Origin of the sequence: Pelomonas dachongensis, from assembly GCF_043555865.1 — a bacterium.
Lineage (GTDB): Bacteria > Pseudomonadota > Gammaproteobacteria > Burkholderiales > Burkholderiaceae_C > Pelomonas > Pelomonas dachongensis.
In genome coordinates this window covers 511717-525391 of sequence record NZ_JBIGHY010000002.1, presented here as the reverse complement: position 1 = coordinate 525391, position 13675 = coordinate 511717, and the positions used below count along the sequence as shown (strand labels likewise).

The 13675-nt window shown below is 69.5% G+C and carries 11 protein-coding genes; 5 read left to right on the top strand and 6 right to left on the bottom strand.

Features of this window, described 5'->3' with window-relative positions:
- Positions 1-18: 18 nt before the first annotated feature.
- Together ACG02S_RS06990 and ACG02S_RS06985 are read right to left on the bottom strand one after the other, a co-directional pair.
- On the bottom strand, positions 19-354 hold the full coding sequence (locus ACG02S_RS06990; protein WP_394469721.1) for a 4a-hydroxytetrahydrobiopterin dehydratase: 336 nt from the start codon (positions 352-354) through the stop codon (positions 19-21).
- Positions 351-1622, bottom strand: a complete 1272-nt coding sequence (locus ACG02S_RS06985; protein ID WP_394469720.1) for a M48 family metallopeptidase — start codon at positions 1620-1622, stop codon at positions 351-353. Before ACG02S_RS06985 ends, ACG02S_RS06990 begins: the two co-directional genes overlap by 4 nt.
- A 52-nt stretch (positions 1623-1674) precedes the next feature.
- On the opposite strand from ACG02S_RS06985, the gene orn reads away from it, so the two are divergent.
- The 5 genes from orn (at position 1675) to ACG02S_RS06960 (ending at position 7856) form a co-directional block, all read left to right on the top strand.
- A complete protein-coding gene (orn, locus tag ACG02S_RS06980) occupies positions 1675-2232 on the top strand; it encodes an oligoribonuclease (protein WP_394469719.1) in 558 nt (185 codons plus the stop codon).
- A 12-nt stretch (positions 2233-2244) separates the two neighbouring features.
- Entirely contained in the window at positions 2245-3993 is a 1749-nt protein-coding gene (locus ACG02S_RS06975; protein WP_394469718.1) for a bifunctional chorismate-binding protein/class IV aminotransferase, read from the top strand.
- A gap of 63 nt (positions 3994-4056) precedes the next feature.
- Positions 4057-5370 carry a S8 family peptidase gene (locus tag ACG02S_RS06970; RefSeq protein ID WP_394469717.1) on the top strand — a complete coding sequence of 438 codons (1314 nt, stop codon included), beginning with the start codon at positions 4057-4059 and terminating at the stop codon, positions 5368-5370.
- A gap of 313 nt (positions 5371-5683) precedes the next feature.
- Positions 5684-7318: a DEAD/DEAH box helicase gene (locus ACG02S_RS06965; RefSeq protein ID WP_394469716.1), complete on the top strand. Its 1635-nt coding sequence runs from the start codon at positions 5684-5686 to the stop codon at positions 7316-7318.
- A gap of 19 nt (positions 7319-7337) precedes the next feature.
- Complete coding sequence (locus tag ACG02S_RS06960; RefSeq protein WP_394469715.1) at positions 7338-7856, top strand: GNAT family N-acetyltransferase; 519 nt, start codon at positions 7338-7340, stop codon at positions 7854-7856.
- Here the strand turns inward: ACG02S_RS06960 and ACG02S_RS06955 are convergent.
- Genes ACG02S_RS06955 through ACG02S_RS06940 form a run of 4 tightly spaced genes read right to left on the bottom strand, consistent with a single transcriptional unit; the run spans position 7841 to position 13476 of the window.
- Positions 7841-8848 (bottom strand): glycoside hydrolase family 5 protein, encoded by a 1008-nt coding sequence (locus ACG02S_RS06955; protein ID WP_394469714.1) that lies wholly within the window; start codon positions 8846-8848, stop codon positions 7841-7843. The genes ACG02S_RS06960 and ACG02S_RS06955 overlap by 16 nt on opposite strands.
- Before the next feature lie 16 nt (positions 8849-8864).
- Entirely contained in the window at positions 8865-10073 is a 1209-nt protein-coding gene (locus ACG02S_RS06950; RefSeq protein WP_394469713.1) for an AGE family epimerase/isomerase, read from the bottom strand.
- Positions 10070-12256, bottom strand: coding sequence for a GDSL-type esterase/lipase family protein (locus ACG02S_RS06945; protein ID WP_394469712.1), 2187 nt, complete (start codon positions 12254-12256; stop codon positions 10070-10072). Before ACG02S_RS06945 ends, ACG02S_RS06950 begins: the two co-directional genes overlap by 4 nt.
- Positions 12253-13476: an AGE family epimerase/isomerase gene (locus ACG02S_RS06940; RefSeq protein ID WP_394469711.1), complete on the bottom strand. Its 1224-nt coding sequence runs from the start codon at positions 13474-13476 to the stop codon at positions 12253-12255. The genes ACG02S_RS06945 and ACG02S_RS06940 overlap by 4 nt, the downstream gene beginning before the upstream one ends.
- Positions 13477-13675: the final 199 nt, after the last annotated feature.

Sequence of the window (13675 nt, the reverse complement as noted above, 5' to 3'; positions counted from 1 at the left end):
CGGCCCAGCGCTCGGTACTCATGTACCGGACGCTTCGGGGAGTGCGCTCACCTGCGCCGCGCAGATCGCGTCGTTCAGCGTCAGGCCGCCGCGCGAATGCGTGGTCCAGCTGACGGTGCAGGCGTCGTAGCTGACCAGCATCTCGGGGTGGTGGTCTTGCGCATGCGCGATCTCGGCGACCGCGTCGACGAAGGCCATGACCTGGTAGTAGTTTTCGAAGCCGAAGCGGCGGGCGATCAGCTTGGCCTCAGGGTCCGGAAGCCAGCCGGGCAGGGCGGCCAGCACGCGGGCGCGCGTGTCGGCGTCCATTAGCGGGGCCTTGGGGTCACAACGGGAGAGCAGCAAATCGTTCATGAGGCAAGTGCTGCGAGGCGTTCAGCCGCAGGCGGGTGCGAGTAATAAAAGCGCGCATATATCGGATCGGGCGTCAGCGTGCCGGCGTTGTCTTCATGCAGTTTCAACAAGGCCGATGACAGGTCGGCCCCGCTGACCTGCGCACATGCATAGGCGTCAGCCTGGAACTCGTCGCGGCGCGAGAAGTGGCTGGCCAGCGGCGTCACGAAGAAGCCGAACACCGGGCCCGCCAGCATGAACAGCAGCAGCGCCAGCGCGTCGTTGGGCGCGTCGAAATTGGGCTGCACGCCCAGCGCCAGGTAGAAGGCCGGCTGTTGCGCCAGCCAGCCCAACAGCGCCAGGCCTGCCAGGCTCATGACGAAGGCCAGCACGATGCGCTTCGTGATGTGGCGGTGCTTGAAGTGTCCCAGCTCGTGCGCCAGCACGGCCTCCACCTCGCCGCCGTTGAGCTTGGCCAGCAGCGTGTCGAAGAACACCACGCGCTTGGCCGGGCCGAAGCCGCTGAAGTAGGCGTTGCCGTGGGCTGAGCGCCGGCTGCCGTCCATGACGAACAAGCCTTTGGCCGCGAAGCCGCAGCGGGCCATCAGCCGCTCCACGCGCCCCTTCAGCGACGCATCGGCCAGCGGCTCGAACTTGTTGAACAGCGGTGCGATGACGCTGGGGTAGATGACCATCACCAGCAGCTGGAAGCCCATCCACGCGACCCAGGCCCACAGCCACCACAGCGGCCCCATCGTGCCCATCAGCCACAGGATCAGCGCGACGATCGGCAGGCCCAGCAGCGCACCGACCGCCAGGCCCTTCAGCATGTCGCCGAAGTACATGCCCAGCGTCATGCGGTTGAAGCCGAACGCCTGCTCGATGCGGAACGTGCTCCAAAGCTCCCAGGGCAGGTCCAGCAGGCCGCCGATCAGCACGAAGGCCGCGACCAGCCCCAGCTGGTAGCCCAGAGGCTGCCAGTCAGCGGGCAGCGCCTGGCTGGCGTCCAGCACCCAGCCGTTCAGCGCGTGCAGGCCACCCAGCAGCGTCCAGCTCAGCAGCACCGCCGCGTTGAAGGCCAGCGCCAGCAGGCCGAAGCGGGCGCGGGCGATGGTGTAGTCGGCCGCCTTCTGGTGCGCCGACAGCGTCACGCTGCCGGCAAAGGCGGCCGGCACCTGGCCGCGGTGGACGGCGACATGGCGGATCTGGCGCGACGACAGCCAGAACTTCACCAGCAGCGAGAGGGCGAGCGCGACAGCAAACGCGAGGGACAACGGCAGGGGGGACATAGCCCCGAAGTTTAGGCTGCGAGAATTCGCAGCCTTTCAGCGCGAGCCCATCATGTCCGACACCCTGACTCTGAGCGAAAACAACCTAATCTGGATCGACCTCGAGATGACCGGTCTGTATCCCGACACCGACCGCATCATCGAGATCGCCGTCGTCGTGACCGACCCGATGCTGGGGAAGCGCGTCGAAGGCCCGGTGTTCGCCGTGCACCAGAGCGACGAGACGCTGGACAAGATGGACGCCTGGAACAAGGGCACACACGGGCGCAGCGGCCTCATCGACCGCGTGAAGGCGTCCACGGTCAGCGAGGCCGAGGCCGCCGCGCAGACCATCGCGTTCCTGAAACAGTATGTGCCCAAGGGCAAGAGCCCCATGTGCGGCAACAGCATCTGCCAGGACCGCCGCTTCCTGGCCAACTACATGCCCGAGCTGGAAGACTTCTTCCACTACCGCAACCTGGACGTGTCCACGCTGAAGGAATTGGCCAAGCGCTGGAAGCCGTCGGCGCTGGAGGGCTTCAAGAAGGCGCAGGCCCACACGGCGCTGGCCGACATCCACGAGTCCATCGAGGAACTGGCGCACTACCGGACGACGTTCCTGGCGCTTTGAGCCGGGCCTGCGTTGATTCAAGCGGCGTTCGACTTTCCCCGCCACCCGCTTGCCCGCGAGGACGGGGAGCGTCTGCGCGGCTGCTGGACTGTGGCTCCTTCGCGCTGGCTACGGGCGTTGCGGCTGGATGAGGTGCGCGCCGTCATCTCCGAAGCCGAAGCCGCTGCGCGCGCTGGGGGATGGGTGCTGGGTGGCTTGCGCTACGAGGCCGCAGCGGCCTTCGACGCGGTGCTGGCCACGCAAAGCACCGGCGCGCCGCTGGCCGAGTTCGCCGTCTACGAGCACCCGCCCGAGGACTGGCCGGCCGGCGAGGGCGCCTGGACAGGCCTGTTGGGCTGGACCGATGGCGAGCCCGATGCGAGCGCCGCCATCGAGCGCATCCGCAGCTACATCTGCGACGGCGACTGCTACCAGGTCAACCTGACCACCCGGCTGCGCGCAGCGGCGGACGAGCTGGACCCCGCGCAGCTGTTCCTGGCGCTGCATGCCAGCCAGCCCGGCGGTTTCAGCTTGTTCCTGCGCGGGGCCGGCGCGGCCAGCGTGTCGCCCGAGCTGTTCTTCGACTGGCGGCCCGTGCCCGGTGCCCGGGCCAGCTGGCTGCTTGCGGCCCAGCCGATGAAGGGCACGGCGCCGCGCGGGCGCGACCGCGTTGACGACGAGGCCGCGCAGCAGCATCTGCGCACCAGCGAGAAGGAGCGTGCCGAGAACCTGATGATCGTGGACCTGCTGCGCAACGACCTCAGCCGCGTGGCGCAGCTGGGCACCGTGCGCGTGCCGCGGCTGTTCGAGCTGCATGCGCTGCCCACGGTCTGGCAGATGACGTCCACGGTCACGGCCGTCAGCCGCGCCGGACTGTCGCTGGCCGATGCGTTCGCGGCGCTGTTCCCCTGCGGCTCCGTGACCGGTGCGCCCAAGGTGCGGGCCATGCAGATCATTCGCGAGCTGGAGTCCACGGCGCGTGGCTGGTACTGCGGCGCGCTGGGGCTGATCCAGCCTGGCGGCGTGGCGACCTTCAACGTGCCTATCCGCACCGTCGAGTTCAATGGCGGGCAACTCACCTGCGGCATCGGCAGCGCCATCACGCTGGACAGCGAGCCCGCGGCCGAGATCGCCGAATGGCGCGCCAAGTCGCGCTTTCTGGCCCGCGCCGAGGCGCCGGTCGAGGCGCTGGAGACGCTGCGGCTGGAAGGTGGCGTGGCGCTGCGCGGCGACGCCCACCTGGCCCGCATGCAGCGCACGGCGCGGCACTTCGGGCTGCGTTTCTCTATGGCCGAGGCGCGTGCGTATCTGCATGCGATTCGTCCCGAAGGACGCTGGCGGCTGCGGCTCACCTGCGATGCAGACGGCCGTTTCAGCCACACGCTGCATGCCTTCACGCCCACTGCCGTGCCGGTGCGCCTCGCGCTGGCCGACCAACCCATGCCCACGCGCGGTCCGCGCGCCGAGTTCCTGGCGCACAAGACGACGCGCCGCGAGCTCTATGCGCTGGACAAGCCTGCCGATGCCTTCGACCTCATCCTGTGGAACGAGGCCCGCGAACTGACCGAGTGCAGCTTCGGCAACCTGGCCCTTCTGCTCGATGGCCAGTGGCTGACGCCGCCGCTGGACAGCGGCCTGCTGCCGGGCGTGCTGCGCGCCGAACTGCTGGTGCAGGGCCGCATCCGCGAAGCTCGCCTGACGCGTGATGACCTGGCCCGTGCCGAGGCGCTGGCCTTTTTCAACAGCCTGCGCGGCTGGCTGCCCGCGACGTTGGCTCCGTAGTTCTGCGGAGGCGCGGGCGCGGCCGCTTGCGTCCAATGCCCGTTCGACAACGGGAGACCCACGATGGCCGGCTACCTGATCCAGACCGACGGACGCCCCCTCGCTGACGTGCAGCGCCAGCTGCGCAAATACCTGCCGGGGCTGGATGCCCGGCTGTTCCCGGTGGACGAAGACCGCGCGCTGCTGCGCGGCCACCTGCTGGAGGCCTTGCAGCGCGAGTACACGGCGCCGCCCGAGGTCTGGCTCAGCGTGCTGGGCATGCAGGCGCCCAAGCTGCTGAACGACGACGAGATCCTGGCGCTGCTGCGCACGCGCGACGCCGACGCGCTGCCGGCGCTGAGGCCGCCCATGCCCGCGCCGGTCGGCACGCTGGACTGGCACCTGGACATGGTGCGCGCACCCGCCGCTTGGCAGCTGCTGGGCGGGGCGAGCGCCATTGCCTGGGGCTCGACTCGGGTGGCCCAGCTGGACACGGGCTACACGCGCCATCCGGCCTTCGGCTTCAACGCCGCGACCTGGATCGACGTGGCCAGCGGCCGCACCGATCTGCCGCCGCCACCCAACGGCGGCAATGCCTTCGTGCCGTCCGAGCCCGGCGGCGGGCTGGACCCGGTGACCGGCTTCAACGGCGGCCACGGCACGCGCATCGGCGCGTCCATCAGCGGCCACGACCTGGTGGCCGACGGCCGGCCGTTCTACGGGGTCGCGCCGCGCGTGCCGCACCTGCCCATCCGCATGACCGACGCGGTCTGGATCAACCATGCGCAGCGGCAATTCGCCGATGGGCTGGACTACGCGGTGCAGCAGGGTGCAGGTGCCGTCAATGTCAGCTTGGGCGTGGTGCTGGGCCAGGTGTTGCCGCAGATGAGGCAGTCGTTGGACCGCGCCTATGAGGCCGGCGTCATTGTCGTCTGCGCGGCGGGCAACTATGTGGACCCGGTGGTGTTGCCGGCACGGCTGTCGCGCACGGTGGCGGTGGCGGGCGTCACGGCCAAGGAACAACCGTGGTCGGGCAGCAGCTTCGGGCCGGAGGTGGACTTCAGCGCTCCCGCCGCCGACCTGCGCCGTGCTGACCCGCGCTCGCCCACCAAGTTCCGCTACTTGGGGGGCGGCGACGGCACGTCCTACGCCACCGCCATCACCACCGGCGCCGCGGCGCTGTGGCTGACGTATCGCCGCGCCGACCTTGCTGCTGCTTATGCCGGCCGCGCCTGGTGCGTGCCCGAGGCCTTCCGCCGGCTGGCGCGGCAGACGGCGCGCGTGCCCGGCGGCGCCTGGCAGCCGGGCGCCTTCGGCAGCGGCATCCTGGACATCGCCGCGTTGCTGGCCGCGCCGCTGCCGGACCTGACCCCGGCGGACAAGGCACCACCGGCGTAGCGAGCGCTTGGTGAAAACCCTGAACGGTGCTACAGTAGTGCCTTCGCCTGGGGCTGCCCCAGGTGTTCCACGTCTCCTCTGACCTCGTTCGATCACTCGTATCGGACTCCGAACACGGATCGGTCGGCGGCGATGAAGCCGTCGCTTTGACTGACTGTTCCCCGCGCCGCACCCGGGCTGCCGTAAATGGCCCGAGCCGCACGACGCGAGCTGATCTATCTCCCAGCGACTTATGTGATTCCGAAGGGCTTTTGACGCCCCTCGGCGCTGCGCTTTTTGCCGCGCGGCGTGACTGTGAACGAAAGAACGAACGATGAGTTTCGAGACCCTGGGCCTGAGCCCCACCGTGCTGCAAGCCGTCAAGGATTCCGGCTACGAGAACGCCACCGACGTGCAGGCGCAAGCCATCCCCGCTGCCATCGCGAACAAGGACCTGATGGTCTCGTCGCGCACAGGCTCGGGCAAGACCGCCGCCTTCATCCTGCCGGCGCTGGAGAAGATCCTCGCCGCCCGTGGCGACAACACCAAGCGCCGTGAGAAGGGCGTCATCTACGGCCCCAAGATCCTGGTGCTGGCCCCCACGCGTGAACTGGCCATGCAGGTGTCCAAGGCCGCGCAGACCTACGGCCGCTTCATCCCTGGCCTGAAGGTCGCGACGGTGCTGGGCGGCATGCCCTACCCGCTGCAGATCCGCCAGCTGACCGGTCCGCTGGACATCCTCATCGCCACGCCAGGTCGCCTGATCGACCACATCAACTCGGGCAAGTGCGTCCTGAGCAACGTCGAGATGCTGGTGTTGGACGAAGCCGACCGCATGCTGGACATGGGGTTCATCGACGACATCAACATGATCGCGGGCAACACGCCGCCTGAGCGTCAGACCGTGATGTTCAGCGCCACGTTCGCCGGCCACGTCGGCCGCCTGGCGCAGCAGCTGCTGAAGGACCCGCAGCGCATCGAGGTGGCCAGCCACACCGACACGCACGAGAACATCGAGCAGCGCCTGCACTGGGCCGACAACCCCCACCACAAGGACCAACTGCTGGAGTCCATCCTGGCTGCGCCGGAACTGGACCAGGCCGTCGTCTTCACCAGCACTCAGCGCGACGCCGACTGGCTGGCCGAGCGCCTGTGCGAGATCGGCCATGCGTGCGCCCCGCTGCACGGCGCCATGCCGCAAGGCAAGCGCAACCGCGTGCTGATGGGCTTGCGCCGCGGTGAACTGAAGGTGCTGGTGGCCACCGACGTCGCTGCGCGCGGCATCGACGTGCCGACGATCAGCCACGTCATCAACTATGGCCTTCCGATGAAGGCCGAGGACTACGTGCACCGCATCGGCCGCACCGGCCGGGCCGGCCGCCAGGGCCTGGCGATCACGCTGGGCCTGCGCGACGACGTGTCCATGATCCGCCGCATCCAGCAGTTCACGACGCAGACCATTCCGGTGCAGCAGATCGCCGGCCTGGAACCCAAGACACAAGAGCCGCGCATCTTCCCGCCGCGTCCGGCCGGTTCGTTCGATGACCGCGGCCCGCGGGGCAACTTCGGCGGCCGTCCTGGTTTTGGAAACAAGCCCTTCCGTCGCGAAGAGGGTGGCCGTCCGTTCCATGGCGGTGGCAAGCCGTTCGGCGGCCAGGACCGTGGCTTTGCACCCCGTGACGACCGTGGCTTCCAGCCGCGCGCGGAAGGCTTCCAGCCGCGTGGTGACGAGCGTGGCTTTGCGCCGCGCGAGGACCGTGGCTTCGCCCCGCGTGGTGAAGGCCAGGGCTTCCAGCCCCGCCCGGACAACCGTGGTTTCGCGCCCCGTGATGATCGTGGCTTCCAGCCGCGTGGCGACCGTCCGTTCAACGCCGGTGGCGGTAAGCCCAGCTTCGGCGGCGACCGCCCGTCGTTCGGTGGTGACCGCCGCGGCCCGGCGGGCCCGCGCAAGGGTGGCTTCGGCCGCTGATCCTGGGCAGGCGTTTGGCGTGGACTTCCACGCCATGACGCCGGCCGACCTCGACGCCGTACTGGCGCTGCAACAGCGCTGCTACGGCGTTTCCTTTTTGGAGTGCCGGGAGGCGTTCGCGGCCAAGCTGGCCGTGACTGAGGGGCTGGGCTGCTGCTGGCTGGCGCGCCGGCCGGCGTCGGAGGGCAGCGAGCCGCTGGCCTATGCCGTCAGCCTGCCGGTCTGCGAGGCCACGCTGCCGGCACTGGATGCGCCGCATTGCGAGCGTCCTGCATCACCCACGCTGCTGTACCTGCACGACATGGCGGTCGCGCCCGAGGCCCGATCGTTGGGCCTGGCCGCGCGGCTGCTGGCCCGGCTGGCCGACAGCGCCCGTGCGCTGGGCCTGCCGCGCATGGGCCTGGTGGCCGTGCAGGGTTCAGTGCCGTACTGGCAGCGTCAGGGCTTTGCCGAGCCAGCCCTGCTGACGGCGCCGCTGGCCGACAAGCTCGCCAGCTTCGGCACCAATGCCCGTTTCCTGACTCAGTCCTTCAGGTAGGGCTTGAGCCAGCGCATCTGCGGCTTGTCCTTGCCGTCGGCGCCAGGCTCCAGCGACAGGAAGTAGTCGCCCCAGGTCGGGCCGCCGGCCCACCAGGCCCAGCCGGTCCAGACATCGGCATTGGCCTTCAGGTGCTCCAGCGCGCCGCGCACGGCCTGCTCGCAGACCGCATTGGCGCCGCCGCCGAGTTCGCCCAGCAGCGCGCGGCGCTTGTGCTTGCGCAGCCAGTCAGTGAAGCGTTGCAGCCGCTCGACGCCGATGGTGGGGCTGACGCATTCGGTGTTGGTGCCCGAGCCGTCCTTGTCGAAGTACTGGTGCACCTCGAACACCATGTGGTCCAGCGGGTCACGGACCTTGCCCATGACCTCGGCGTTGGGCGTGCCGTACCACTTCGACTCGAACCAACTCCAGGCGCCCGTGTAGCCGTTGCCCGGCAGCGTGATGAGGTTCTTCGCGCCGGTGGCGCGGATGGCGGTGACGGCCTGCTGGGCTGCTGCTGCCCAGGTCTCGGTCGGCATTTCGCGCGGCTCGTTGACGAGGCCGAACTGCACCTTGGGGTTGTCCTTGAACTGCAGTGCCAGCCGGCGCCAGAAGTCGGCAAAGGCGGCGTGCGGAACCTCTGGCTTGCCGACGTGGTGGCCGCGGTAGGCGGCGTAGTTGTGCGGGTCCAGCAGCACGTGCAGGCCGCGGGCCGTAGTGCCGTCGACGAACTCGCGCAGGCGTCCCAGCTCGGTCGGGTCCAGTTCGCCCATCAGCGCGGGTTGCAGCCGCTCCCAGCGGAAGGCGATGCGCATCAGGTTCATGCCCTGGGCCTGGTAGTAGGCCGTGCTGGCGACCGTTGGGTAGACGTACTCCTTGCCGTAGACGCCGGGGAATGGCAGCTTCTCGCCCCACTCGGCGCTGGACAGGCTGATGCCGCGCCATTCGAGCGCAGGGGCCGCGTGGGCCGACAGGGCGGTGGCGAGCAGCGCCGCGCCGAGCATGGTCTTCATGTCATCGTCTCCTTCGTTATCGGGCGGGCGGCTGCACGCCCAGCGCGGCGAGCACGTCCTGGCAGGCGCCCATCGTGTGGTAATCGGTCTTGCCGGCGGGGCTTTTCTCGTCGGTGAGCTTGCGGTTGTCGGGCGCCAGGATGCGATACCAGGCGCCGTGCTCGTGGTCGACGAAGTGCTGCCAGGCGTAGGCCCAGAGGCGGTCGTACCATTGCCAGTAGGCGTCGTCGCCGGTGCGCACGGCCAGCCAGGCGGCCGCGGCCAGGCTCTCGGCCTGCACCCAGAAGTACTTGTCGGCATCGCACACCTCGCCGTCTGGTGAGAAGCCGTAGACCAGGCCGCCATGCGTGGCGTCCCAGCCGCGTTGCATGGCGGTGTCGAAGAAGTGGCGGGCGGTCGGCACCAGCCAGCCGGGCGCGGCATCACCCAGGCGGCGGTCCAGCATCAACAGCAGCTTGGCCCACTCGGTGAGGTGGCCGGTCTGGAAGCCCCAGGGGCGGAAGATGTTGGTCTTGTCGTCGCGGTTGTAGTCCCAGTCGGGCGTCCAGTCGGTCTTGTAGTGCTCCCAGACCAGGCCGTCGGCCTGCGCCGCCTGGCGCTGGGCGATGGACGTGGCCAGCGTCAGCGCACGGTCCAGGTAGCGCGCCTCCCTGGTGGCAGCGTGGGCAGCCAGCATGGCCTCGCAGGCGTGCATGTTGGCGTTCTGGCCGCGGTAGGAGCCGACTTGCCAGTCGGGCGTGGCCTCGTCGGCGTACAGGCCATGGGCAGGCTCCCAGAAGCGCTGCTCCATCAGATCGAAGGTGGTGGCGATGCCTTCGCGGGCGCTGGCCAAGCCGGCGTCGGCCGCGTGGGCATGAGCCAGCAAGACGAAGGCGAGGCCGTAGCAGTGGTTGGTGCCATCGGTGACCGTCGCCCGGCGGTCGTGCCAGTCCAGCACCCAGGCGTAGCCGCCTTGCGGTTGGGCATGCGCCGTGTTCACGAAGGCCAGCGCGTGCGCCACATCCGTGGTCGCACCGCCAAACCAGCGCCAGGCCAGCGCATGGTTGAACACGAAGCGCGTGCTGCTGACCAGGTGGCGGGTGCGGCGGTCGTAGACGGTGCCGTCGTCCTTGAAGAACTGGAAGCAGCCGCCGGTCTCGTCCTTGACGCGCGGCGCGTAGAAAGCCAGCGTGTGGCGCATATGGGCCCACAGCGCTTCGGGCCGGCGCATGTCGGGTGTCGTCATTTCAGTACCTCGGTCTGCAGGAAACGGGTCAGCTCGTCGGCCATCTGCGCGTGCACATCGATGCGCGGATGGGCATGGGCGAAGGCCTGGAATGTGTAGGTCCACACGCGCGCATCGCCCTCGCCGTGCAGCGTTGCAACCGCCTGTTGCAGCGCGCGCGGGATGGCGGGCTCGTCCTTCCAGGCCGTCATGCCGCCGGCCAGCAGCACGAGCCGGGCCTGCGGGTAACGCGCGCGCAGTTCGCGCACGAACGCCAGGTAGCGTGAAGCGAAGTCGGCGGCTATGCGCTGGCCCTTGGTGCCCGGGAAGCCGTGGTCGTTCTGCCCGAGGTTGACCAGCACCACGTCCGGCGCGCGCGGGTCGGGTGGTGCAACAGCTGCATCCAGCCTCGGCGCGTAGCGGTTCCAGACCTGCGGCATCAGCAGCTCGTTGAAGGTGGCCGTGACGCCGATGCCGCTGACGGCGATGCCCACGTAGTCGGCACCCAGCTTCGCGGCGGTCAGCGCGCCGTAGGCGCGTGTGCCGTCGTGGTAGTACAGGTCGTCGTACTGGTCAGCATCGACGTCGCCATTGCAGGCGCCGGCGGTGATGGAGTCGCCGTAGAACTCCAGCTTCAGCGGCCGGGCTGGTGGCGGGTCCAGCAGCCGGTCGCCTTCGGACAGCCGCAGGCCGTGGAAGGCGACTTCGGCCATGGTCGCCTCGGTGCGCTTGAGGAGCCGCAGCGTGTGTTCACCGTCGGCCAGCGGCTCGCGCAGTCGCCAGACGCTCATGCCCTTGCCCGGCACGGCCAGCGGCAGCGCGCGGCCGTCGATCTCGACCGTGAAGTGGCTGGTGCCCCAGTGCGTGGACGAGAACTCCAGCGTCAGCTCGCGGCCGGTGAAGCGCGCGTGCAGCTCGCTGCCGCTCCAGACCAGCAGCTTGGTGGACGGCAGCGGACCGGGGCCGATGCGGCCGACCCAGCGCAGGCGCGGGTCGGCGGCGGGGATCAGGCCCATGCGGTTGCTCGGCGGCTGCTGCTCGAAGGCACTGGGGCGCAGCGAGGGCGGCAGGATGCCGGCGGACATGATGGCCAACAGGCTGGCCGGACGGCCGCTGCCGGCCCAGGCGTCGCGCTTCACGCGCACCTGCAGCAGGTGGGCCGTGGGCTCCAGGTCGCGGCCCACGACGGTGTAGTGCCAGCCGAGGTAGCCCTTGCGTTCCGGCACATGGCTCTGCAGCGTGACCCAGGGGCCGTCGTCCACGCGCGCTTCCAGGTTGCGGTAGTGCTCGCTCTCGGCGTGGAAGACGGCGACCTCGCTGCCCCAGACCAGGAAACGCGCCTCGGCGTCGTCGGCCGTGGCGATCCAGCCGGGCTGCTGGCCGGTCCATTCCGGGTGCACCTCGCCGCCGCGCGTGAAGCCGCTGTTTTGATAGGGCTTGAGCGTGTCGTTCATCAGCAGCCGCGTGAATTCATGCGCGCGGCCGTGAAGCGGCGCGGGCAGGGGCGTCGTGGTCGCGGCAGCCGTCGCGGCGGCGCGCAGCGTTTCGCCAAGCGCCTGCGCAATGCGCTGGTGGCCGGTGCCGTTGGGGTGCACGGGCTCGTCGTACAGCGCGGCCCAGCGGTCGGTGCCGGCGGCCACGCGGGCTTGCATCCAGGCGCCGAAGTCCAGCGCCGTCAGGCCGTAGTGGGCGGCCAGCTTCAGCTGAAGGTCGGTGGCGTCGCGCGGCTGGTTGCCTTGGTGGGTCAGGCCCAGCACGACGACGGCCGGCTGCTTCTTGGCCGACAGCAGCTTTCGCAGGATGGCTTCATAGCTGCTGCCGCGCACCGCCGGGTCCAGCCATTGATCGTTGACGCTGAACTCGACGACGACCAGGTCGGGTGAAGCGTCCAGCACCTGCGCCTGCAGCCGCTGCACGGCGGCGGCCGAGTCGGTGCCGCTGACACCGGCGTTGACCAGCTGCACACGCGGCCCCAGTGACTTCGCCAGCAGCGCGGCCCAGCCCCGTTCGCGCGGCGGCTGTGCCGCGTAGCCGGTCGTGATGGAGCCGCCCACAGTGGCCAGCGTGATGGGATCGCCGCCGTCCAGCTTCTTCATGACGGCCTGCAGCCGCGTGTCAGCCGCAGTGGCCGCCTGCGCGGTGGCGGCCAGCGTCAATGTCATGGCCAAGGCCAGTCCTTTCGTCCAGGGGGTGTACGTCATCATCGTGGGGCCAGACGTTCGATCATTTCCAGCCCGCTGCGGACATGGTGGTAAGGGCATTCCCAAAGGCCTGCCTTGGGGACGGCTGCGACGACGCGGCCCTGCACGTCCAGCGTCTTGAACCAGTCACCGCCCACGCGGTCCACGTGGTGGCGGTCGATGTAGCGCCAGGCGCGCCAGGCGGCATTGGCGTGGCGCGGGTCGCCGCTGATCTGCCATGCATCCCAGAAGCCCACGACGGCCTCGGCTTGGCACCACCAGTGGCGCTGGTCGTCGGTGATGCGGCCGTCGAAGCGGCCTTCGCCGTGCACGCTGCCGTCGGGCGCCACACCGCGCGCCAGCACCGCGTCGGCCACCTGCACGGCGAGGTCGCGGCTGCGGGCCAGCAGCGTCGCGTCGCCCAGCACGTCGGCGGCGCGCACCAGCAGCCAGGCGGTCTCGATGTCGTGGCCCCACGACACCTGCGGCGTCAGCACGCGCCAGTCGTGCGAGAAGAACAGGCCGAAGCAGCGCGGCCCCGGCAGCCAAATGCGCTCGATGAACAGCACCAGCAGCTCGCGCAGCCGCGCCTCGACGGCCGGCACGCGGTGGTGGCGCAGCAGCTCGGTCAGCGCCTCCAGCACGTGCAGCATGGTGTTCATGGTCTTGGGCGCCGGTGGCTCCTTGTCGGACAGACGGGCGCCGGGCAGCGGTAGCCAGTCGCGCGTGAAGCCCTCCCAGCAGCCGCCGTCGGCCTGGTCGAAGGCATGGGCCTGCAGCAGCTCGAAGAACTCCAGCGCCTGCTGCAACGCCCGTCGTTCAGGATCGGGCCGGGCCGCGTGGGCGGCGCACAGCGCGTAGATGGCGAAGGCCTGCGCGTAGACCTGCTTGTGCGCCGCGAGCGGCTGGCCTTGCGCGTCCACATGCCAGAAGACGCCGCCGTGCTCGGGGTCGGTCAGGCCCTGGCTCACCCAAGCCCAGGCCCAGTCCAGCTGCGGCCTCGGCGGCAGGGCCAGGCGCTGCTCGGCGCTGGCGAAGGTCCACAGCAGCCGCGTGCCCAGCACGGCGCTGCGCGGCGCTTCCAGCACGCGGCCGTCGTTGCTGCGGCCACCCAGCACGCGACCTTCGGCGTCAAAGATCTGTCGCTGCCACCACGGCAGCACGTTTGACAGCAGTTCGTCGCGCCAACGTTCGGCCCACTGGCGCAACTGCTCGGGGGCGAGGGGGTCGAATGCGGTTTGCATGGTCAGCCCTGAGGTGTGTCTGCCGCCAAGCCCTGCGGGCTTGACTTGTCTCGAGTGTTTAGTAAACGCGAGTGATTATCCGCAGATCGATTGTGGCTGAAAGGTCATAAACGCCCATGTTTAATCGGTGCTATCCCTGATCGTGTCATTTGCTGAGGAGAAACAGAATGCGCAACAAATTTCTGTTTAGCAGCGACGG